Here is a 21,442-nt window from a genome sequence, read left to right as displayed (position 1 = left end):
TCTGATAATTAATCATAGCAGTATAATTGGAAGATTATTTAAAACAAAATTGTAAATTCACAACAAATTCCATAATCTATAACAAAAAGAAAAGGATTTTAAATTATGATGATAGTTGCATTGCTCATTTTTCTTATAGGTATTGCTACTGAAGAATATATATATGGAATAATATTCGCGACCCTTATTTATCTATATGATAGTAATAGAAAACTACAAACTAGAGTCAAGTTATTAGAAAGGGATAATTTAAAGCCTCAAACCATTACTCAGAAAAGTTCAAATGAGACTTCTGCAGATAATACACACAAAAATGCTCATGTAGAGACCCATTTTGCTAATCCAAAAGAAAATTTAAACCCAGAACAACCAATTAAATTTGAAAGTACGTTTCCTCAAGCAAAAATAATAAATAAAAATCATAATTTAAAAAGCATAAATGATGAAAAGTCAGCAAGCTTAAAAACGGTTGTTGTACATAAAAATACATTTACTCAGAGTATTATTAATAAAATATTAGAACCGCTTATCTCTACAGTTTTAGGCCCCTTTACTAGCTTACTGAGCTCATTTACAAAAATATATGCCCACTATAAAAAACAAGGAAAAGCACCCGTTTTCTTTTTAACGCTTGCTGGTATCGTCACATTAGTAATGGGATTTGGTTATTTACTACAATATTCATTTAATGAATATCTGCCTCCTTTAGGTAAAGTGAGTATGGGATATTTAAGTGCTTTAACAATTTTAATCTTTGCTATAAAACTGAATAAATCTCGCAATGATATGTCTGAATATTGTGCAAGCCTAATTGGCTTAAGTGTGATTTTATTGTATTTATGTAGTTATTTTTTAGGCCCTTATTATCAACTTATATCAGACTTAAATACCTTCGTTTTATTAATTATCATTTGTGCTTACGGTTATGTTTTATCTAAGATTTATGAAACACGTATTGTCGCTTTTATTAGCTTAATTGGGGGGACATTAGCGCCTATTTTCCTCACATCTATCATCAATAGTGCCCCTTTTTTATATCTAAGTTTTTTACTACTTATTTGCATAGGCGCTGCGGTAATCGCTTTTTCCATACGTTGGCAATTATTAGCTCAGATCAGCTTTATTTTAAGTATCAGCTTAGTAGAATTTGTATTATTACAAGCATATACTAGCCAAGCAATTACAGCGGTTATCTTAGTACATTTGTTTTTCTATAAAATGTGCGTAAATCTTTATTTCCAGTGGTTTAAATTTAAATCGAATCGGCAAAATTGTTTAATTCAATTATGTGTATCTTTAGCCTTTATGTTAGTAACGCTTGAGCAAGTATCTTCATCTTCACAGCAGTATGGCTTATTACTTTTATTTAATGCTTTTTTAGCCGCAGCTGTATTTTTGTTTTGTCAAATCACACGTTTAAAGTCACTTATAAACAAAGATTTTAAAATCATTGCGCTACTGGTCTCAGGCTTTTTTACAGGGACTGCTTTATTAGTATTAATCTCTAATGACCTGCTTAGTTTAGTGTGGGGGATTGAAGGCCTAATATTGTTATACCTTGGCTTACGCTTTAATTTTTATAACGTACGAATAGAGGCTTATTTATTACTATTCGTTTCATCCCTAAGCGCTATTTTAAATATATGTATCTGGTTTTTTGATGCTATAGCCCCCCTGCCAATATTGGTGTCGTTTGAATTTAATATGGGGTATTTAAATTTAGTTAGTATTGTTGCTTTGAGTTTTGTGATGCCTATTTTATTAAATAGTAATATCAGAGTGATTACTTACAAAGAAAAAATATTAAAAAATTATTTAAATCAATTAAGCATTTGCATGCTGTCTTTATTGTTTATGACAAGCATTGCTTGCTTTTATGATAAAGGTTTTTGGCTATTTTCCTTGATACCTTTATTTAGCCTGATTGTTATCAGCCATAAGTTTAATTGGCCTAAATTAGAAAAGATCGCTTTTCTACATTGGTTATTATTATTGATACCTGTGATTGCAAGTGGTTTACATATAGGTGATTTTCATTTTAAAACACAAACATTAATAGGACAAATTGCCCGAGTAGAAGCATTCATCGCCTTTTGGCTAGTAGCTTATTTCTACCGAAAACTATTTACAAAAAGTGCATTGTTTAAAATAGCACAACATCTAGATACGACATTTTTTATTATTCTGCCGGTATGCTTTTTACCTTCGGTTTATAGACAGTCACCTGAATTGATGCCGCTAGTTTTATGGGGTTCAGCGTTATTATCCATTTTTATTTATTGTAAATTGCAACGCCCAATATTGTGGCTGATGGCAAAATTAGTCTTATTAATAGCTACATCAACCAGTATATTTGCCTGTTATTTAATTCGTTTTGAGAATTGGCAAGGCTATGGGTTAAGCGCGTTACTGCTTGGTTGCGCATTACTGCTAACGCTGTTATTGATATCAAAGTCTTTTACACATCAAATAACGTCATCTTTAGATGTATTTAAAAACAAGGTGACGTCTTTAGTTGCACCAATTTGTATTTTTTGGGGCATAAGTCTTTTCATTTTTATATTTGGCATAACAAATAGTGCTTATTATGGCTTATTCAGTACCATTATTTATTGCTATGCTCTGATCTTATTACCTTATTTTAATATCCGAATGAAGCCTTATTATGGCACTACCCATAAGTATATTTGGCTTGCAAGCTTATGTTTAGCCTTTGGGTTATGGCTATATAACGATATAACTCAGCTTAATAATGCTTCTTCTATTGCTGTTATATATATACCATTAATGTGTAGTCTATTTTTTATCTCTTATACTCATAAACCGCGATTTGTATTGACCCGCAGATTAGGTGTAAACCAAAAAATCAGCCTTTTAATGTCTCACTTATGTTTAACTTCTATTTATTTGAGCATTATTTATCTTTATGAGGCTAAGCTCACAAGCCCATTAATTTCAATTTTACTGGTGATACATGGTACAAATTTATTGTTCCATACTTTAAAAACACAATATTTATGGTTGATGCCTATTTGTATTGGTTATTTTGTTATCGCAACATCAAAAGTTTTATTGTGGGATATTAGTGGCTTTACTGTACTGCAAAAAGTAATCGCATTTATGTTTATTGGCTGTATTTTATTAGGTTCTGCTTTTCAATTTCAGAAACTAAAAACTAAAAATTGATCAAAAAAGCCCTAACAAAATTTGTTAGGGCTTTTCCAGCTATCATTTATGAATTAACGAGCAATTGTAAAGTCTAGTTGAACAGTTGATTTAGCCTCTACTGCAACACCATTTTCAAATTTAGGCGCGTAACGCCACTTATCTAAAGCTGCTAACGCTACTTTATGAAATCCTTTTGATTCTTCAGGGTTAATTATTTTTGCATCAGTCACAAATCCAAAATCAGAAATTGTAAATTCAATTTTTACTGAGCCATTTTGCCTAGCTCTTGCCATGCTATTTGGGAATTCTGGATTTGCACGATACAAAGGTCTTTGTTCTTGATCATCATCCCAAGGTCTCATTTTACCAATCGCAATACAATGCTTAGTTGCTTCATCACTTTTACCCGATTTTTCCAATGCATTAATTAAAAAGGCATGGGTATTGAGCTCAAGTGGATGTGTTGGGCCTTTTAAGGCTTCAAATATAGCTAAATTTGATTCAAAATTTTCTACTGACTTACCATAACTCTTACGTGCTAAATAATATTTACCCGCATAAAAATTTGCTTTTACAACACGTTTATCATTTGCGGGAAATTGCTCAATTAAGTACTCCTGAGCATCTAAAATCATTTTACTTTTTCTAGAGCCTATGGCTAATAATTCAATGCCCGCATCTAAAGTGATCAATGCTTTTAATAAAGGATCTTTTTCTGATTGCTCATCTATTACCGTCAGTGCTTTTTTATAATAGCGTTCTGCCATATCATTCTTTTTATAAGGCAGAGACTTCGCATAAGCAAAATATAAATCAACAAGTTCAATATGATATTTGCCTAACTGTGTTTTATATATCTCAATTAAAGGCGCTAGTACTTTTCTTGCTTGCTCTGGCTTGTGAGTATTATTATAAATTGACCCTAAGTTAAAGCCTAGGCGCGCTGTATTAATGTTTTGCTCACCATACACTTGTTTGCCAAGATCATAAGATAACTTTGCATACTCAAGCTGCTTTTTTTTATCTGTTGTTTTTATCGCAGCTTGATATTGATGATAAGCTTCTTTAAATTGTGTATTCACTTCCTTTAAATCACTGGCATTTATAAATAGCGGCAAAGTAAAAGCAATCGCTAAACTTAGTTTTTTTAATTTCATATTCTTCCCTGATGATATTTAGAATAAAAGCTCAGATACAATATCAGATTGTACCGATTAATTAAATAGAGACTTTTTTATAAGCTATTGACATTCTTACTCCTAAAAAAGCCAATAACAATACTAATATAAGGCCAATAATACCTAAAACTTTGTCAATTGATTTGATACCAGTCCATTGTAAATAATGAATTTTATACATTTGATTTATAAAATCTGTATCTTTTCCTTGTTGATATAAGCTCATATTATTCCAGTTTAAACTGATCCTTACATCTGTATCTGTGATCACTTTCAATCCATCTATACTTGCTATATTGCCATATCTGAGTGGGTTATGTTTAATTGCATCATTAAGCAAAATTTCGATTTGTTTTTGTGTGGGAGTTTCTATGATATTTAACGTATTTAAATCTCTGTGTTGCCAACCATCATCAGTTTTCACCAGTAAATGAGTGCCTAAAATCGACTTTATAACTCTGGATTCAAGCCAAGCTTCATTTACTTTTAGTTCAATAGTATCAGTAATTGCGTAGGTTTGAATTGGTAGGCTTTCATAGGCACTTTTATATCCTGGTTTAATAAAAAAATACACGCCAGTAACTGCCCAAGCAATAAAGGGCAAGACCATAATAAAACCTAAATATTTATGTAACTTTTTCATTTGCAAACCTAATATCCTGTCATTTCTAAAAAACCTATGCCTGTGTGGCTACCTGTAAAATTCACCATACCTTCAAAATACTCAATGCCAAACCGCATGATTTGATCTTTGTTAATTGTTTTCACATCTATATCAATTTCATGTTTTTTTATTTTAATTTTAAAGTGATTTGGATAAGTACTCTGAACTGTACTTATTATTGAAATCAGCTTAACTTCATCTGGAGTGAGTGTTTCAATATCACCATTATCATGCATTAAGCTGGCATAAATAAAATCTTTATTATCAGAGCGAATGCGATAAACCATTAATGCTAACTCAGGTTTTAATCTCAGCGAAAACCAATCCCAACCTTGTTGTTCTGGTGCTAACATTTGAGAGCCCCACTCTCTATCAAACCATGCATTTCCTGTTACATTGTGCCATTTACCGTCAAGAAAGATCTGCCCTGATGCTTTGATAAATGGCTGAGAGTAATAATGACTTGCGATTGGCAGCTGTGAATGTTTTCTATTATAACCTTGAGCACCCTGTAAATAGAATTGGTTAGCACCTTGTAAATCCAGTTTCACTTGCCACTGATTATCATCTTTAAAGTCAGCAAAGTGTAGTTTTGCAGGCAATAACTCAGCTGATGATTGCCATGACCAATCATCAATAGAAGCACTAAAGGGGTTATTAGTGATAGTGAGATTGCCGAGTTCCTCACGGGCATTCCTAAAAGCGGATAAATGCTGTTTATCACTACCAAGTGCTGCGTGAGCAAAGTACCAATGTTTGCCCTTGATTGCAGTGCGAAATAAAGTCCATTGTACTGCAATGTTATCACCCTTATCAGTGTCTAAATTTGCTGTAATATACCACCATTCATGTCGATAATCCTTTTTTGGTGAATGCGCATCTGGAAAATTAATTTGATTATCAATTGAGGGGATTTGATAATTTTGAGTGCTGTCTGCTAGGCGATGTAATGGGCTAACATACTTTTTTTTCTCTGTGTTTTTCTCTAAATTTTTGTCTGAGATATCCTCCCCACACGCAAGAATCAACAAAGCTGCTATTAACACTATCAATCTCATAGTCGGCCTTTAAAGTTTACTTTTCTAAGCACTAAGGATAAAGCAGGCACTAAACACACTAACCCTATAATGCTGCTATTTACAAATGATGACATTTCCAATAACAAAGGCATTGACCAACCAAAAGAGCTAGGTAAAACCTTTGAGACTAAGACGTTAGCTAATATGCTCGCTATAGGCCAACTCAATAAAATACAGCCGCAAGCAAGTAATAACCATTGCACTAACATATGAACAAATAAAGCTGATTTACTAAACCCAAGGCTAATTAAAATATACAGTTGCGACTTTCTTGCCAGTTCAAGGTTATTTGCAGACAAAAACAAGCCAAAACAGGCGATAGATAATAAAATTACAGCAATGGCTTGGGTTAAAATAAAAGTTTGTTTAAACACTTTTAATGCCATTTTTTTAATTTGTGATGGCTGATATAGTTGGCTGTCATCTATATTTAATTGTTCAACTAAATCAGCAATAATAGTGTCATCAAATGATTTAAAATAGACACCAAAACCTATTTCTTTAAGCCCATTTAGATGTATTTGTGCAAGTTCTTTGCCTAAAGTTATTTCAAAACTAGGATTACCATAATCATAATAAATACCTGTTACCGTACATATGAATGGGCTTCGCTTTGATGTATTTTGCGACATTTTAATTTTATCTGATAATAAAATATTGCGCTTTAGTGCAAGTTGTTCATTTATAAAACAGCCATTTTCTAGAACTTTATCTAGTGGTTGGGTGATCTGAGATTTAAATACAATTGAACTTAATTGCCGTTTTGAATTAACCGTATTAACTGCAACAGTATCTTTACCAACAAGTGCTTTAGCATCTATATATAAAATAAATTCATCTACATTTGTATTTTGATTTAACCACTGCTGTATTGTGTGTTTTTCTCCCACTTTAAACCTTATATATAAATCTTCATTTAAATGTTGGTCTAAATACTTAGTAAACGCGGACTCAAAGCTCGCAACCATTAATGCTGCAGCAATGCTTGTTGTTAAGGCAATATAAAATGCAGCTAAAGGCAAAAACCGAATTGAGATCTGATTTTTTAAATCTTGTAATAGATAGTTTGTTTTGTAATCTGTTATCAACTTATTTAAAAATAAAAAAATAAAGTATAAAAATACGGGCAATATTGCTGTTGTAATGATTAATAAAACCCCATATTTAAGCATAATAGAATGCCAACTGACTTCAGGAATAATAAAAAACACAATACTAGCCAATAGGATGAAAAATAATAGTTTTTTATAGAATTTAGCGTCAGTTGAATTAACCTTACTTTGTTTAGAAAAGAGCGAAATTTTTTTGCTGTTGATTAACTTAAATTGCTTAATTAAAGCTAAAAAAACTGCCAGTGTCGATATCATCACAGACCAAAGTAAATACAACCAATCCCATGTAAAATGACCACTTGATTGCAATTGATATAATTGAGATAAAGTAAAACCTAATATGGGAAGTAAAAAACTTACCATTATAAAAGCAAGCATCACACCTACAATACTTGAGATTATTATTAAAAATGCAGCCTCAAATATTAGAGCAAGTTTAATTTCAAATCGAGAAATACCTAATAGTCTTAATTGTGACATGATTTCACATCGCTTATGCCAAGCTTGATTTGCCCCTTGAAAAGCAATAAAGCTACTCACTATAAAACCAAGTAATGCTAAAGCGGTTAAGTTTAAATGCAACGCATCGGCAAAGCCCGAACGCTCTTTAATATTAAAAGATTGTTGTAAAATGAGGTGTTCTGGCAGGGAATTGCTTAAATTTTTTACTCTATTAGATGTCATTTCACTCACGATTAAATAACTAAAGCCAGTATATTCCGGGAATAACTGCCAAGCATAGGCAATATCTAATAACGCGACATTATGCCATAACTTAGAATCAATTATTTTTACGGTTAATTTAGGCTGCTCTATTAATTGTAATTGCGATGAATTATCTAAGTTAAGTTTATTTACATATTCTTGGGATAATAATATTGAAGTAGGATCATAAATATCAGGTTGTGTGATGCTCAAAGGTAATAAATCTATTGCCTTAAAATATATTGTTTGATTATTTATCAACTTTTTTCGAAATGACAATACACCTTGCAGTTCATTAAATCCTTGCTGTCTTAACTTGGCAAAGTCCTTCGCCGACACTGTATTACCACGCTTTGGCACAATATACTGCGCGACTGGGCTTTGAAGTTGGCTATTTGCTTGTTGGTATTGCTGTTTACTTGCGTGATTTAAAATTAAAATACTTAACAGAGTACTTGTGGCTATTGCTAGGCTAAAAATAAAGCCAATATTGAGTAGTGCATTTTGCTTATATTCCGCAAATTGAACCTGAAATATGAGCGCCAGTTGCTTCATAAAATTAAGCCTTCTTTGCTTCTAAGGCATGTACCTGTAATAGTTTACCACTGACCAAGCGGTACATAACATCCATTTTTTGTGCGACTTGTTGGCTATGCGTTACGACTAATAGCGCAGTATTATAGGTTTTTGCCAAATTAACTAATAAATCCACCACAATGTTACTATTTTTAATATCGAGATTGCCTGTTGGTTCGTCCGCTAATAACAGTTTTGGTTTCGCAGCCAATGCACGGGCGATTGCCACTCTTTGGATTTCGCCGCCAGATAAAGTTGCAGGGTATTTTTCTAGTAAGTGATCTATAGATAAAGACTCAGTTAATTTTGTAATATGTTGTTGATCAAATTTATTAGCTAACTTGGCACTAAAAGCAATATTATCTTTTACATTTAAGCCTGTTAGTAAATTAAATTGCTGAAAAATAATGCCTAATTCATTTTTACGGATCAAACTTAATTTTTTATCTGAAAGGTTTTTAATATTAGTATCAGATAAATAAATATCGCCCTGCTGAATTGGTTCTAAAGCACAAATTAAATTTAAAAGGCTCGTTTTACCACTACCGCTGTCACCCATTAATGCAAGAGACTGCCCTTGCGCTAACTTTAGATTAATATCAGACAATATCTCTCTTTCATTGGTACCGTCATTCACTGAGTGATTAAGATTTTTGATATCTAGCATCGTACTAATTCCTTTTATATCAGCTTTAATTTAAGCCTAATGCATATTGCTCTGTTTCAAGGTTCATAAATAATACCAATTCTATTAAGTTAGTGATCTAATATAAATTAGGATAAATTTTCAAGAGCAAGGCGCTTGATTGACCAATAGCTGGCTATTGGGATTGAAAGCAACGCGGCTATTGTATATTTAGACCATTTAAATTGCTCACATATTTATTGGAATTGGTATAAACATATCTTCTAAAGACACTTTAAATACAGCTGATATTTTAAAGGCGACTTCTAAAGATGGAGAATACTTAGCAGATTCAATTGCTATTACAGTTCGACGACTGACACCTATGACATCAGCTAATGCCTGTTGAGTCATTTCATTATGATGAAACCTAAGCTGGCGTATATTATTTCTAATACATAACTTTGCCATCATCAAACTCCTTTACGAAATAGCCTAACTTGTTTAACACAGCTTATAAATTCTGATAATAAAAACGCTAAAACTAAAATATGAAGTGGCAAAAAAGGTATGTTTTGATGCAAACCTATTGCCCATGCATTTGACTCTAAAGCATACTGCGCAACGGCTATTACAACGCCAACCTTTAAAATCCAATTGCTATAATAACTGCCTCTTAACTCTATTAAGGCTTCTCGTTCATCAAGCGATTTTTTTGCATTTTTGTAGTTGATAATTGTCAGTATCGCAAAAGAAACCGACATAAGTATTACTGAGAACATAACCACTTTAAATAATAAACTAATGATCACTGTACTATCTGCTAGCTGAAAACGCGTAAACCGAGAAGTTGTTCCAAGTAATAAGAAAAAATAAGCACAGTTGCAGTTAGCTCTAACCATAAGTTTTTCTCTTGAAAACTGCTATTCATAAGATTTATTCCATTACCTATCAAATGTTAAATGTACCTAATTTGATGTTAAGTTTACTTTACATGGAAATATATTCCTAGAGCTAATAAATATCAAATATTTTGACCATTTATATATTGATTAGGATTAGCATAAAACTTTTAATCATTTGAAATTGATAGAAATAATATAAAAGGAAGAATTTAGCTTAATATAGTTAAATTTTTGGATTAAGAATATATAAATAGATTTTTCAAGATATTGATAAATTGAGTTTTAGATTTAAACGAGGAATTTGACTTTAACTTAAAATAAATGGCGGAGTGGACGGGACTCGAACCCGCGACCCCCGGCGTGACAGGCCGGTATTCTAACCAACTGAACTACCACTCCGCAGTGGTATTTATTTTTGAATATGATTGGTTTTATTCATCTTAAGACAAATGGCGGAGTGGACGGGACTCGAACCCGCGACCCCCGGCGTGACAGGCCGGTATTCTAACCAACTGAACTACCACTCCGCAGTGGTATCATATTCAAGTAATGTAAGTAAATGGCGGAGTGGACGGGACTCGAACCCGCGACCCCCGGCGTGACAGGCCGGTATTCTAACCAACTGAACTACCACTCCGCAAAATCTTACTTTACTTTTAAATTTAGTTATATCAAATGGCGGAGTGGACGGGACTCGAACCCGCGACCCCCGGCGTGACAGGCCGGTATTCTAACCAACTGAACTACCACTCCGCTGAGATATAAACAAATTTAATGTCTTTCGACATTTGATAAACCGAAGTTTATCACTCTACCAATTAACTAAGTTAATCATCACGCTGTAGAGTAAAACTTAACATTGTAGATAATGGCGGAGTGGACGGGACTCGAACCCGCGACCCCCGGCGTGACAGGCCGGTATTCTAACCAACTGAACTACCACTCCGCAAAATCTTACGATGTTATATTTATTATTCTATCCTATTGGCGGAGTGGACGGGACTCGAACCCGCGACCCCCGGCGTGACAGGCCGGTATTCTAACCAACTGAACTACCACTCCGCAAAGGAATAAAATAAATGCCTTTCGGCGTTGTAACAATAAGTGTTGGCGGAGTGGACGGGACTCGAACCCGCGACCCCCGGCGTGACAGGCCGGTATTCTAACCAACTGAACTACCACTCCAGCTTATTCTTAATTTGTTACAGTGCAAATGTTGGCGGAGTGGACGGGACTCGAACCCGCGACCCCCGGCGTGACAGGCCGGTATTCTAACCAACTGAACTACCACTCCGCTATATTTGCTTTCCGACTTGGTCTCCCTTGCCAGCGGCGTGAATAATACGAATGAGGCCCTTTAGAGTCAACACTTATTTTCAATTTTCTGCATTTTTTAGTCATCTGAGATAGAAAGGTTTAAAATTTCATCGCTATCGTTTGATTTGCGACCATTTTTTGATTTTTCATTTGAATCATCAAAACTAAACTCTTCCTCTGCTGTGCTTTTTTTACTTTTAAATTTGAAGTTAAACTTAAATAAAGGCTTCTTTTGCACCACTAATCGAAAAAATAACCCACCAAGTATTAAAATAACCACATTTCCTATTATGATTATTGAAATTAACTTACTGGTTTCTATTTCTGACGCTTGTTGCTGCTCAATTAATTCATTATTTATTTCATCAAGTTTCAAATCACTTTGGGTTGGAGGGATTATTTCAGCTTTTTGTTCTTCTTCTTCAATTGGTGGCTCAATTCTAAAAGTATAGTTTTCTAGTGTTGTCATAAACTCTCGACCATTTATATTTGTACCAAAAGCCGACAGCTCTACCGAGTAATTCCCCCAATCATAATTCATTAATCTAATTTCTCTGTTAGCGGTATCATTTGCATCAATTGAAAAAGCCTGCTCTTCATTATTAGGGTAAAAGATTTTCCCTTGGAATAAGACAGTGTTTGGATCAACCTGAGTATTATCGATCTTTATTTTTAGTACATGTTCTGATTTTTCTTCTTTTGCGAGCTCAAGTTCATAGGTAAACGGTGCTTCCTCAAGCATGACTGACTCATGCACTAAGCGTCTTTCGACTAAAGGTGTAATTAAATAAAATTCAGGGCGCCATTGGCCACTTGCAAAGTTTAGTTTGAACTCCCCAGTAAATACCGCATCTCCTGGGTACTCATCAAACCCTTTACCATCATCTTTAAATTCCGCAACCCTAACGGTTTTAGCACCAAAGTTTTTATACTCACTATTATTAGTACTGACAAAATCAACATCAAGGGTAACAACGTCTCTAAAATGCCCTGAAGTGATAGGCGCACCGCCATTTGTTAGTTTCCCTGTTAGTTTAATCGTCTCGCCTTTAAACATCAGTTCAGGTAGGGGATCAACATGAAGTTCTATTTCACTTAATACAAGAATTTTACTTTCGGGAAGAATATCGCCAACAGCCTGCCATGGCCCTGGCATAGGTTTTTTTATTTTAATAATGTCGTAGGTTAAATCATCATACCATTCAATTTCACCTGTCACGCCTTGAGTCGCATACATTTTACTGCCGTCAGGGCGAATTAGAATAACGGGTGAAGAACCGCGTTTTCTAAAAAAGAGCAAAGTAATCTCATCAACTTTATGATCTATTCTAAAGCGGTTATTAAAGAGTTTAACCTCATTTTCACCGGCATCTCTTTGAATTACTTCTAAAGCCTCTTCGGGCTCAACAGCAAATACAAATGGGCTAATTAAACATATTAATAAACTCATTATCGCTTTCATACACACTTCCTTATAGGCGCCATAACAACCATTTGTTTTTTAATGCTATATGATATTTTTAATACTCATACCTTTATGACGCCATATCTTTAATAATCTATTACACGGTTTTCTAAGTTTTATTGACGCCAAAGACAGGCATCACCTACTACATCTAATCTTGACTCATGCTCAATTAATTCTTCTGCTGAAGCTCTTATTATATTTAATGGTGCTCTATCAGCAGATAAACGAATGATTTCACCCTCTTTACCTTTTTTAGCACCATCCATACCATAGTTAATATTTACCTGACCACCTGTCATGGCTAAATATACATCGGTTAGAATTTCAGAATCCAGTAAAGCCCCATGCATGGTACGTTTTGAATTATTGATATCGTAACGACGACATAAGGCATCCAAGTTATTCTTTTGCCCTGGATGTAAATCACGTGCCATTTTCAGGGTATCAATTATTTTGCAATACTCTGCCGTTTTGGGGTAACGGGTATTAAGCATAGCAAATTCATGTTCCATAAATCCGACATCGAACGCTGCATTATGGATCACTAACTCCGAACCTTTTATATAATCAAAAAACTCCTGGGCGACTTGGTGATAGCGTGGTTTATCACGCAGAAATTCATTAGTAATACCATGTACATCTATAGCTTCATCTTCAATTGGGCGATCAGGATTAATATAAACGTGAAAGTTATTCCCCGTCATACGTCGATTGATAAGCTCTACACAACCAATTTCAATGATCCTATGACCTTGTTTTGGATCTATTCCTGTGGTTTCTGTATCAAGAACTATTTGTCTGTGGTCCATATCGCCTATTACTTCATTTATGTTATTTTACAACTTATAAGTATTCTATACCCAAACACGCTTAATATGCGAATTTCAGTATGGTTAAACTTAAATATAATCAAACAAAAATAATAGGTATTGTGTGCAAAAAAATGTAGAAATTTATACCGATGGCTCTTGCTTAGGCAATCCTGGGCCAGGCGGTTATGGTGCCATCCTGATTTATAAAGGCCATATTAAAGAATTAAGCCAAGGATATACCTTAACTACCAATAATAGAATGGAGCTATTAGCCGCGATTGTCGGACTTGAAGCTCTGACAAAACCTTGTGTTGTATCATTAACCACAGATAGTCAGTATGTAAAACAAGGTATAGAGTCTTGGATGCAAGGCTGGAAAAAACGAAATTGGCAAACGTCAAATAAAACACCGGTAAAAAATGTTGATTTATGGCAGAGATTAGATCAAGTTAATAGCCAGCATGATGTTTCTTGGCATTGGGTTAAAGGTCATACTGGCCATGAACAAAATGAGCGTTGTGATGATTTAGCAAGAGATGCAGCTAATAGCAAAACATTATTAGCCGATTTAGGATACCAACCAAGTTAACATTTAAACCGAGTTACGGCTCACTATAAAGTAGAAAATTATGAGTATAAATATAGAGGCTTTTTTTCATCAAGATACCGCAACCCTTTCTTATGTGGTATTTGATACAAGATCACTAAAAGGCATGATCATTGATCCTGTGCTTGATTTTGATATTTATTCAGGCAGTTTGAGTTATACTACAGCCAACCTGATGCTTGATTATATTGATTCCCATCATCTGGATATCGACTGGGTAATAGAGACCCATACTCATGCAGATCATGTCACATCTTCACAGTTTTTTAAAAATAAACTAGGTGCTAAAATTGCGGTCAGTGATGCTGTAACACAAGTACAACACACTTTTAATGAAAAAATGGATTTAAAAGTACAGTGTAATGGCAGTCAATTTGATCACCTTTTTGTAGATAATGAAGTTTTTAATCTAGGTGATATACCGGTTCGTATTTTAGCAACACCAGGGCATACTCCCGATAGCATTTGTATATTAGTTGATGGCAATGTGTTTGTTGGCGATACTTTATTTATGCCAGATGGCGGTACTGCAAGGTGTGACTTCCCTGATGGCAATGCGAGTCAGCTTTATCACTCTATACAAAGAATATTTGAACTTGGCGACGATTTACAGTTGTGGATGTGCCACGACTACCAGCCTCATGGCCGTGAACTTGTATATAAAACCACAGTCTCAGAGCAAAAAAAATATAACGTACATTTAAAACATAATACCAGCCAGCACGACTATGTATCATTAAGAGAGCAAAGAGATAATACCCTAAGCGCCCCCAAATTATTACTCAGCGCCATTCAAATCAATGTTAATGCAGGCATATTACCTGTGGATGAAAATAATAAGCTTAGCTTTATAAAAATCCCTTTAACAATTGCTTAAAGTGCTTTTATAAATGAATCAAACCACACTAGAGCGGGTTTTTCTGGCTCAAAGTCTTCACACGCATCTATTTCTAAGTTTTTAATACATGCTTTAGCTTGCAACTCTTGCAACAAGACATCTATTTTTTTTCCTGCGCCACAAAAAGTATCGTCATAACTACTATCGCCTAATGTAATAATGCCATAAGGGATATCTGTTAATAACGGGAATTGATGCTTTAATTCTAAATATAAAGCTTCTAATTCTGCAGGGATATCTCCCGCTCCTGTAGTTGAAGTCACAAACAGTATATGGGAAGCATTTTTCACATCATTTATTGTGCCCGGTAAAAATACCTCAGATTGATGCTTTGTAGACTTTAATGAATCAGCTAAAGTAAAAGCGAGCTCTTGCGCACCGCCATAAACTGAACCAACAAAAATACTAATTTGTGACATATCATTATCCTTTTTTACTTTTGGCGATAATCCAGCTCTGAGTCAGACCAATTTAATTGTTTGAAAATTGATAATACCTCTTCCCCTAAGCTAGCTTCAATATTTATCTGAACATCTGTATAGGGATGTTTAAAACTTAAATTTGTAGCAAATAACATTAAACGTCTTAGTTCAAAGTGCTCTCTAAAAAAGTGGTTATGACGATTATCGCCATGATTTACATCCCCGATTATAGGATGCGTCAAGTGGTTTAAATGCCTTCTGATCTGATGTTTACGCCCTGTTTTAGGGTAACATTCAACCAGTGAATAACGAATACTTGGGTATTTGCCAAAAGGAATATCTAAACTCGCTTGTTTTAAGCATTTAAAATCAGTAATCGCGCTTTGTGCTGGTTTATCTTGGTTTGCATGTTTATCTGCTATTTTATCTAGTTGCTCTTTTAATGGCTTATCTAGCAGTCTATGTTCAGGCGCAAAACCTCTTACCAGTGCTAAATAGCGTTTTTGTACTTGATGCGCGATAAATATTTCATTCATCTTACGTGCTGACTCAGAACTTAAGGCAAATAAAAGTACACCTGAAGTAGGACGGTCTAATCTATGAACAGGATATACATGTTGCCCAATTTGATCGCGTAACATTTGCATTGCAAATTGCGTTTCATGTTTATCTAAAAAAGATCGGTGAACTAATAAACCTGCAGGTTTATCTATTGCTACAAAATATTCATCTTGATACAAGATAGTTAACTTTGGTATCTCCACTTCTTCTTGTATCATTTCTTTATTTATCACTTCACTCATGTTTACTACTTTTATTTAATGGCTAAGTATTATCTTTGCTGATTATAACAAGTTATTGGCACGATCAAACAAACTCATTATAATTGCAATCAGTTTATATTTTTAAGGTTAAGTAATGGATAGCAATATATCAACATTGGCAGATTTATTAGATGCAGCTGGTACACAATGGCGTGCGTATGACATTGGTCGCCGTATCACTAAAATTAATAAAGAAACTTTTTCAAAAATTGAAAATGCCCAAATCCCTTATCCTACTCCATTACAAAAACATGCATTAATCGCCATTCTATTTTGGGATAAAAAAGAAACTGAAGAACCCTATATTTGGTTTTTAAAACTGCCTTTGGATGAAGAAAGTAAATTAGTTCAAGCCAGCAGAGATCACTTTGCGAGCATGGTACTTGAGGCCTTAGGTACACAGTTGACCGGTCAGCAAGATGGCCAACAACTCAATAATAATCCATATGTATTTACGCCAAATGCCAATAAACGTGCCGCATTTAATGCTTTAATGAAAGTAGAAACAAATAAACCTGCCTCTATTTATTATGAACCAGCACAGCTTTACTTTAGTGGTAAGTTAGGGTTTACAGACTGGGAATCGCTTTCTCTTCAAGGTATTGCTGACTTTGCCTTTAGACTAGATAAAACAGAAAACCTAACAAGTCTCATTAATACGTTTGCAGATTTACCTGTAGAGGTATGCTCTCCTCTTGCGTCTATGTTAGAAAATGTTGAAATTTCAACAGCGCTTACTGAAAAGTTGGTTGAACTGGCTCATATCGCAATCGAAAATAAAGATGTACCTGCATTAGTAAACTACCTAAGATGTTTATCTCATACTAAGGCACAAGCATTATTAAACGGTTTAATTGATACCATTTTAAACTCAGAGTTAGCTACTAACCTTGATATCATTTTGACTATTACAGGTCGTACTTGGCAATGTCTTAGCGAGCCAAAACGTTTGCATTTATTTATGGATGCAGTGGCACATATAGCAGACTACCCAGAATTATTTTCAGGTATTTTTGCTGATTTAGTTGCTATTCCAACGGTTCGCCCTCAGTTATTAGCATTATTGAGAGTTGAAAATCGAAGTGATGCGTTAGCACATGCAATTGGTAAACTTTTTTCATAAGTTAAAAAAATAGGATTTTTTATGGCGTCACTTTGGTTAATTATGACAGTATCAGCTGTTATTTATTTTTTTTGGTTAAATCGAAAAATAGCAGAGGCTGCTCAAGCTCATGCAAAAAATCAGGCTGAAAAACTGCAAGTTCAACTATTAGATGTCGCTTGTAAAAAGCAAAGACTAGGACTATTACGCACAGGAAAGCCAGGACTAAAAAGTATTTTTATTTTTGATTTTTCAAGTGATGGGCAAAGCCGCTATCAAGCAGAATTAACAATGGAAGATATTAAGCTTGTTGATGTATTAGTACCACCTCATAAAATTTAAATCTTTTTAGAAGCGTAAATGATTTATTTTTCTACAAAAAGAACTAAGGCGTAGCTTAATGCTACGCCCCAATCTTATTTTTCCATCCATGTATAAGGTTTTCCACTCACCTTTGGCGATTGCCTTCCCTTAAGTATCCATAACAAAGGTTTTATCCATAAAACCTATCTAAGTCATCCAGACTCTATTCCTTGCCTCATCCTGAGGTGTCCTAACCTTCCATGCCTATCCCTGATATTTTGAGTCTTCCTAACTCATCCTAATTGCATCATGCAAATATCCATAACATCCTGTTAAGTGTTAAATCATTTAACACAAAGTACGTCCTTAAATCCCTTTCCTTTATATCCCTGTGACATCATCCTGATATCTGTCTTTAATCCTTTCCATGACATTGGCTAATCCAATTAACCGAGTATTAAATCATTTAATACTTTACCATCCTGGTATTCCCTATCCTTCTCCTTTGTTTCCCTGTGACATCATCCTGATATCTGTCTTAGTTCCTTTCCATGACATTGACTAATCCAATTAACCGAGTATTAAGTCATTTAATACTTTACCATCCTGGTATTCCCTATCCTTCTCCTTTATTTCCCTGTGACATCATCTTGATATCTGTCTTTAATCCTTTCCATGACATTGGCTAATCCAATTAACCGAGTATTAAATCATTTAATACTTTACCATCCTAGTATTCCCTATCCTTCTCCTTTATTTCCCTGTGACATCATCTTGATATCTGTCTTAAATCCCTTCCCTGACACTTCAGTCATTTCCTATGACCTGCTTGCTTCCTACAGGACTAATATTAAGTGAAATATGAAATAAAATTAGCTTAAAAAGCTAATTTTATTTTTGTCTTAACATTGTAAAAAATAATAAGAGACTAACTATCAACAACTTAACCTAAAAACATCAGTGAAAGATACGGAAACAAACGTCCTAACCTACGTTAATGTAGGATATATCTCACACTGAAACTTCCTTTATGCCTAAAGCGTGAAATTATATTAAATGCTCGATTTTAGTTTGAATAACAAATCACCACTGATATTGCTGAACTCAAGCTGTTTAATTTGCTTAAAGCCATCAGTTATAAACAAAGCCTTTAAGTCATCACGAGTCACATAAACTGCCAGTCCTAAAGTATCCTCATCTGTTTTAACGAGATCATCTAGCGCGCGTAATAAAAAACTACCAAACCCTTGTTTTTGCATACTTGGTGCTACTGCTATAAATGCAAGGAAATGATAACAATCATATTCATCCAGTGATTGTCTAATAACTTTTTCTTTCTCAATAAGCTGTTGGGTCGTTAAATAACCTGCGCTCAGCATCAATTTTAATCGCCAATGCCACACTCTTTGTGCTTTCATTTTACTTCCTGATTTAAAAACACAGGCTACCGCTTTTAAAGTATCTCCTTTAAATAAACCCACTAAAGGTTCATGGCTCTGCCAAAAGCTGTTGAGCTCTTCTCTGATCAACGCTCTTAATTTTTTTTCATATGTTGCAGGCGTGCTTGTAGATGAGTTTAAAATCTCCATTAATAGCGGATCATCATGATATGCCTGATAAAGTAAACTCGCTGCGAGACTTAAGTCTTGCGCTGTAAGATAAATTGCTTTTAGAGATTCATTTGGTGTATGTATTGTTGCCACTGTATCCATGATTGATTCCATTGTTATTATTATGTTCTATATTTATATAGAACATAATTAAAAATTGGGAAATAAAATGGATACAAATTTGCACAATTTAACAAATTTATTTGCGCAACTTGGTTTAGACAACTCAAAATCTGGTATTAATTCATTTATTGCAGAGCACCAACTGGCGAGTGCAACTCATATCAGTGAAGCGCCATTTTGGAATAACGGCCAAGCGAATTTTTTAGCGGAATCATTAGCTGAAGATGGAGATTGGAGTGAAATAATAGATCAGTTTGATACTTTGTTAAGAAATTAACAAATCTGCGATATCAAGATAAATCGAATTGAAGTACCTTGATATCAAATACTTTATTTATAAATGGTTTGAAATTGACGCACCATCACCAATAGCAACTAATTTATTATCTTTAAACTTTAAAAAGTGACATTCATCTTTTGTTGTTTTGCTATCTGAATCTGTTCTATGGGTACGATAGAACAATACTTGTGTATGTTCTGAGTTTTTATTATAAACTTCATAAAAATCAGGCACCCCTAACTTCCCTTTAATTAAATCAATAGATTGGCCTAGTTCTAAATTACTGATCATCGATCTATTACTATCTTGTCTTACTTCCCAACTATCTTTTGAATAGTGATCCGCAGCACCATCAACAGCAATGACACAACCCGTTAATGCTAAAGGTGATACTAAAAGTAATGCGGTTAATATTTTTTTCATTATAAGTTATCCAATAAATAATTTGATTCAGGAAATAATTAAACAAAATCAGTGCCAACATTTAAAGCTTTGTTTTTTATAAATAAAATTTAATAGTTTTAAAAACGACTAGTTATATCATTATGTTCACGCTAAAATTTAGCTAATTTGACCAATTTAACTTTTTAAGAGTCCCTTATGGAACAATTTGTTATTGAAGCAATAAAAAAAATACTCGTACAAAATAAAGTACCTTCTGTCGCTTTAATAAAGGGAAAATTAAGCCAAACTGTGCCTATGCCTATTATTATTTCTGTTTTAGGTCGATATAAAAACGACCCTGATAATTTTAAAATTGACGAGCAAAAACAAAAATCCCAAGAACCGAAAAAAAATGAATCACAAACTCAGTTAGATAGAATCGAAAGCAAGTTAGATCTGCTTTTAAACTTACTTCAAGACTCAAAAAAAACAGGTAATTCATAAATGTTTGTTGTTGATTTAACTTTTGATTGCTACCAAGATACAACTTTAGAAGCCGCTGAAAAAGCGATCATTCGCTTAGTAAATGCACTGCGTTTTAATGGTCAAATTATTGGGGAAGAATTCCCTACTGTATTAAAAGATGGTTATTTCCTTACGCGCGTTATGTGTCCTGAGCAAGATTCATTACACCCGCTCTACCATAGCCCGTTTGTAAAAAGTAGCTTAGAAAAATTAAACGATGTCGGTTTGTTACAGCCAAAAACTAAAGTTATAGGTCAAGATATTCATGCTAATGGCGCCGCACCGAGAGATGAATCAAGTAGTTATATTATTTATACCACTTATGTCCATACTTGCAGCCCAGTATATTGCGGCGATGACTTTATGCCAGTTCCTCTTTATAAACTTCCAGCCATTGCAAATGGCGATTATAAAGCCTTAATCAAGTGGCAAGAAGACTGGCAAGCGTGCGATCAAATTCAAATCAATGGTGCGACACGGTGTGAGTTCTCTGCAATTAAAGAATTAGCAGATATCAACAGTGATTTATACCGCCGAGGGCAAACATTAAGAAAGCGGATCAGCGCATTAACTAAAAAACCTGTTTATTATTATTTATATCGTGTGGGTGGTTTAAATAAAATTGCAGAGCAAACAAGAAAGTGTCCGAGCTGTGATGGTGATTGGCGTTTAGATGAACCTTGGTTTGGATTATTTGACTTTAAGTGCGATGATTGCGGCTTGGTCTCAAATATTTCATGGGATCACCAATAAAA

At 34.2% G+C, this 21,442-nt stretch carries 21 protein-coding genes and 8 tRNA genes; 8 read left to right on the top strand and 21 right to left on the bottom strand.

The window, feature by feature from the left end; translation table 11 throughout:
- The first annotated feature begins 105 nt into the window (after positions 1–105).
- Positions 106–3,186, top strand: coding sequence for a DUF2339 domain-containing protein (locus KO527_RS06095; protein WP_216039459.1), 3,081 nt, complete (start codon positions 106–108; stop codon positions 3,184–3,186).
- Positions 3,187–3,239: 53 nt separating this feature from the next.
- Here KO527_RS06095 and KO527_RS06090 read toward each other — a convergent pair whose 3' ends face one another.
- The 17 genes from KO527_RS06090 to dnaQ all read right to left on the bottom strand — a co-directional run bounded on the left by KO527_RS06090 (position 3,240) and on the right by dnaQ (position 13,606).
- Positions 3,240–4,325, bottom strand: a complete 1,086-nt coding sequence (locus tag KO527_RS06090) for a TonB family protein (RefSeq protein WP_216039458.1) — start codon at positions 4,323–4,325, stop codon at positions 3,240–3,242.
- Between the two features lie 61 nt (positions 4,326–4,386).
- Positions 4,387–4,989, bottom strand: coding sequence for a hypothetical protein (locus tag KO527_RS06085; protein WP_216039457.1), 603 nt, complete (start codon positions 4,987–4,989; stop codon positions 4,387–4,389).
- Between the two features lie 8 nt (positions 4,990–4,997).
- The gene (locus KO527_RS06080; protein ID WP_216039456.1) at positions 4,998–6,068 is read right to left on the bottom strand and encodes a lipocalin-like domain-containing protein; all 1,071 of its coding nucleotides are present in this window, start codon (positions 6,066–6,068) and stop codon (positions 4,998–5,000) included.
- Positions 6,065–8,461: an FtsX-like permease family protein gene (locus tag KO527_RS06075; protein ID WP_216039455.1), complete on the bottom strand. Its 2,397-nt coding sequence runs from the start codon at positions 8,459–8,461 to the stop codon at positions 6,065–6,067. The genes KO527_RS06080 and KO527_RS06075 overlap by 4 nt, the downstream gene beginning before the upstream one ends.
- 4 nt (positions 8,462–8,465) lie before the next feature.
- Entirely contained in the window at positions 8,466–9,149 is a 684-nt protein-coding gene (locus KO527_RS06070; protein WP_216039454.1) for an ABC transporter ATP-binding protein, read from the bottom strand.
- 207 nt (positions 9,150–9,356) lie between these two features.
- Positions 9,357–9,578: a helix-turn-helix transcriptional regulator gene (locus tag KO527_RS06065; RefSeq protein ID WP_216039453.1), complete on the bottom strand. Its 222-nt coding sequence runs from the start codon at positions 9,576–9,578 to the stop codon at positions 9,357–9,359.
- Between the two features lie 2 nt (positions 9,579–9,580).
- Positions 9,581–10,009 (bottom strand): hypothetical protein, encoded by a 429-nt coding sequence (locus tag KO527_RS06060; RefSeq protein ID WP_216039452.1) that lies wholly within the window; start codon positions 10,007–10,009, stop codon positions 9,581–9,583.
- A 325-nt stretch (positions 10,010–10,334) separates the two neighbouring features.
- Positions 10,335–10,411, bottom strand: a tRNA-Asp gene (locus KO527_RS06055).
- Between the two features lie 51 nt (positions 10,412–10,462).
- Positions 10,463–10,539 (bottom strand) — tRNA-Asp (locus tag KO527_RS06050).
- 33 nt (positions 10,540–10,572) lie between these two features.
- A tRNA-Asp gene (locus KO527_RS06045) sits at positions 10,573–10,649 on the bottom strand.
- 39 nt (positions 10,650–10,688) lie between these two features.
- Positions 10,689–10,765, bottom strand: a tRNA-Asp gene (locus KO527_RS06040).
- Positions 10,766–10,881: 116 nt separating this feature from the next.
- Positions 10,882–10,958 (bottom strand) — tRNA-Asp (locus KO527_RS06035).
- A gap of 39 nt (positions 10,959–10,997) precedes the next feature.
- A tRNA-Asp gene (locus KO527_RS06030) sits at positions 10,998–11,074 on the bottom strand.
- A gap of 46 nt (positions 11,075–11,120) precedes the next feature.
- Positions 11,121–11,197 (bottom strand) — tRNA-Asp (locus KO527_RS06025).
- Positions 11,198–11,229: 32 nt separating this feature from the next.
- Positions 11,230–11,306 (bottom strand) — tRNA-Asp (locus KO527_RS06020).
- A 99-nt stretch (positions 11,307–11,405) separates the two neighbouring features.
- Entirely contained in the window at positions 11,406–12,791 is a 1,386-nt protein-coding gene (locus tag KO527_RS06015) for a TIGR03503 family protein (RefSeq protein WP_216039451.1), read from the bottom strand.
- Positions 12,792–12,910: 119 nt separating this feature from the next.
- Positions 12,911–13,606, bottom strand: a complete 696-nt coding sequence (gene dnaQ / locus KO527_RS06010; protein WP_216039450.1) for a DNA polymerase III subunit epsilon — start codon at positions 13,604–13,606, stop codon at positions 12,911–12,913.
- A 124-nt stretch (positions 13,607–13,730) separates the two neighbouring features.
- On the opposite strand from dnaQ, the gene rnhA reads away from it, so the two are divergent.
- Both rnhA and KO527_RS06000 read left to right on the top strand, forming a co-directional pair.
- The gene (rnhA, locus tag KO527_RS06005; RefSeq protein WP_216039449.1) at positions 13,731–14,198 is read left to right on the top strand and encodes a ribonuclease HI; all 468 of its coding nucleotides are present in this window, start codon (positions 13,731–13,733) and stop codon (positions 14,196–14,198) included.
- A 40-nt stretch (positions 14,199–14,238) separates the two neighbouring features.
- Positions 14,239–15,093: an MBL fold metallo-hydrolase gene (locus KO527_RS06000; RefSeq protein WP_216039448.1), complete on the top strand. Its 855-nt coding sequence runs from the start codon at positions 14,239–14,241 to the stop codon at positions 15,091–15,093.
- Here KO527_RS06000 and KO527_RS05995 read toward each other — a convergent pair.
- Entirely contained in the window at positions 15,090–15,533 is a 444-nt protein-coding gene (locus tag KO527_RS05995) for a flavodoxin domain-containing protein (protein WP_216039447.1), read from the bottom strand. The genes KO527_RS06000 and KO527_RS05995 overlap by 4 nt on opposite strands.
- A gap of 14 nt (positions 15,534–15,547) precedes the next feature.
- On the bottom strand, positions 15,548–16,339 hold the full coding sequence (gene truC / locus KO527_RS05990; protein ID WP_252733472.1) for a tRNA pseudouridine(65) synthase TruC: 792 nt from the start codon (positions 16,337–16,339) through the stop codon (positions 15,548–15,550).
- A 115-nt stretch (positions 16,340–16,454) separates the two neighbouring features.
- Between truC and KO527_RS05985 the strand changes: the two genes are divergently transcribed.
- Positions 16,455–17,483 (top strand): DUF3549 family protein, encoded by a 1,029-nt coding sequence (locus tag KO527_RS05985; RefSeq protein WP_216039446.1) that lies wholly within the window; start codon positions 16,455–16,457, stop codon positions 17,481–17,483.
- Between the two features lie 21 nt (positions 17,484–17,504).
- Positions 17,505–17,804, top strand: a complete 300-nt coding sequence (locus KO527_RS05980) for a DUF3301 domain-containing protein (protein WP_216039445.1) — start codon at positions 17,505–17,507, stop codon at positions 17,802–17,804.
- 1,013 nt (positions 17,805–18,817) lie between these two features.
- Here KO527_RS05980 and KO527_RS05975 read toward each other — a convergent pair.
- Entirely contained in the window at positions 18,818–19,477 is a 660-nt protein-coding gene (locus tag KO527_RS05975; protein ID WP_216039444.1) for a GNAT family N-acetyltransferase, read from the bottom strand.
- A gap of 67 nt (positions 19,478–19,544) precedes the next feature.
- Between KO527_RS05975 and KO527_RS05970 the strand changes: the two genes are divergently transcribed.
- Complete coding sequence (locus KO527_RS05970; protein ID WP_216039443.1) at positions 19,545–19,775, top strand: DUF2789 domain-containing protein; 231 nt, start codon at positions 19,545–19,547, stop codon at positions 19,773–19,775.
- 57 nt (positions 19,776–19,832) lie between these two features.
- On the opposite strand, the gene KO527_RS05965 is transcribed toward KO527_RS05970, so the two are convergent.
- Complete coding sequence (locus KO527_RS05965) at positions 19,833–20,201, bottom strand: DUF3192 domain-containing protein (protein WP_216039442.1); 369 nt, start codon at positions 20,199–20,201, stop codon at positions 19,833–19,835.
- A 177-nt stretch (positions 20,202–20,378) separates the two neighbouring features.
- On the opposite strand from KO527_RS05965, the gene KO527_RS05960 reads away from it, so the two are divergent.
- Complete coding sequence (locus KO527_RS05960; protein WP_216039441.1) at positions 20,379–20,666, top strand: hypothetical protein; 288 nt, start codon at positions 20,379–20,381, stop codon at positions 20,664–20,666.
- Entirely contained in the window at positions 20,667–21,440 is a 774-nt protein-coding gene (locus KO527_RS05955; RefSeq protein ID WP_216039440.1) for a Zn-ribbon-containing protein, read from the top strand. It abuts the gene before it with no gap.
- Positions 21,441–21,442: the final 2 nt, after the last annotated feature.

The sequence above is a fragment of the Pseudoalteromonas sp. C2R02 genome (assembly GCF_018860845.1).
Classification (GTDB): Bacteria; Pseudomonadota; Gammaproteobacteria; order Enterobacterales; family Alteromonadaceae; genus Pseudoalteromonas.
This window is presented reverse-complemented; position numbering and strand designations above follow the sequence as displayed.

What these genes read in the sequence shown, in the direction of transcription:
- KO527_RS05965 (WP_216039442.1), bottom strand. Translation starts at nt 20,201, where the DNA reads ATGAAAAAAATATTAACCGCATTACTTTTAGTATCACCTTTAGCATTA.
- KO527_RS05985 (WP_216039446.1), top strand. Translation starts at nt 16,455, where the DNA reads ATGGATAGCAATATATCAACATTGGCAGATTTATTAGATGCAGCTGGT.
- KO527_RS06000 (WP_216039448.1), top strand. Translation starts at nt 14,239, where the DNA reads ATGAGTATAAATATAGAGGCTTTTTTTCATCAAGATACCGCAACCCTT.
- KO527_RS06015 (WP_216039451.1), bottom strand. Translation starts at nt 12,791, where the DNA reads ATGAAAGCGATAATGAGTTTATTAATATGTTTAATTAGCCCATTTGTA.
- KO527_RS06060 (WP_216039452.1), bottom strand. Translation starts at nt 10,009, where the DNA reads ATGGTTAGAGCTAACTGCAACTGTGCTTATTTTTTCTTATTACTTGGA.
- KO527_RS06085 (WP_216039457.1), bottom strand. Translation starts at nt 4,989, where the DNA reads ATGAAAAAGTTACATAAATATTTAGGTTTTATTATGGTCTTGCCCTTT.
- KO527_RS06075 (WP_216039455.1), bottom strand. Translation starts at nt 8,461, where the DNA reads ATGAAGCAACTGGCGCTCATATTTCAGGTTCAATTTGCGGAATATAAG.
- KO527_RS05960 (WP_216039441.1), top strand. Translation starts at nt 20,379, where the DNA reads ATGGAACAATTTGTTATTGAAGCAATAAAAAAAATACTCGTACAAAAT.
- truC (WP_252733472.1), bottom strand. Translation starts at nt 16,339, where the DNA reads ATGAGTGAAGTGATAAATAAAGAAATGATACAAGAAGAAGTGGAGATA.
- KO527_RS05970 (WP_216039443.1), top strand. Translation starts at nt 19,545, where the DNA reads ATGGATACAAATTTGCACAATTTAACAAATTTATTTGCGCAACTTGGT.
- KO527_RS05955 (WP_216039440.1), top strand. Translation starts at nt 20,667, where the DNA reads ATGTTTGTTGTTGATTTAACTTTTGATTGCTACCAAGATACAACTTTA.
- KO527_RS06065 (WP_216039453.1), bottom strand. Translation starts at nt 9,578, where the DNA reads ATGGCAAAGTTATGTATTAGAAATAATATACGCCAGCTTAGGTTTCAT.
- KO527_RS06080 (WP_216039456.1), bottom strand. Translation starts at nt 6,068, where the DNA reads ATGAGATTGATAGTGTTAATAGCAGCTTTGTTGATTCTTGCGTGTGGG.
- KO527_RS05980 (WP_216039445.1), top strand. Translation starts at nt 17,505, where the DNA reads ATGGCGTCACTTTGGTTAATTATGACAGTATCAGCTGTTATTTATTTT.
- dnaQ (WP_216039450.1), bottom strand. Translation starts at nt 13,606, where the DNA reads ATGGACCACAGACAAATAGTTCTTGATACAGAAACCACAGGAATAGAT.
- KO527_RS06090 (WP_216039458.1), bottom strand. Translation starts at nt 4,325, where the DNA reads ATGAAATTAAAAAAACTAAGTTTAGCGATTGCTTTTACTTTGCCGCTA.
- KO527_RS05995 (WP_216039447.1), bottom strand. Translation starts at nt 15,533, where the DNA reads ATGTCACAAATTAGTATTTTTGTTGGTTCAGTTTATGGCGGTGCGCAA.
- KO527_RS06070 (WP_216039454.1), bottom strand. Translation starts at nt 9,149, where the DNA reads ATGCTAGATATCAAAAATCTTAATCACTCAGTGAATGACGGTACCAAT.
- KO527_RS05975 (WP_216039444.1), bottom strand. Translation starts at nt 19,477, where the DNA reads ATGGATACAGTGGCAACAATACATACACCAAATGAATCTCTAAAAGCA.
- KO527_RS06095 (WP_216039459.1), top strand. Translation starts at nt 106, where the DNA reads ATGATGATAGTTGCATTGCTCATTTTTCTTATAGGTATTGCTACTGAA.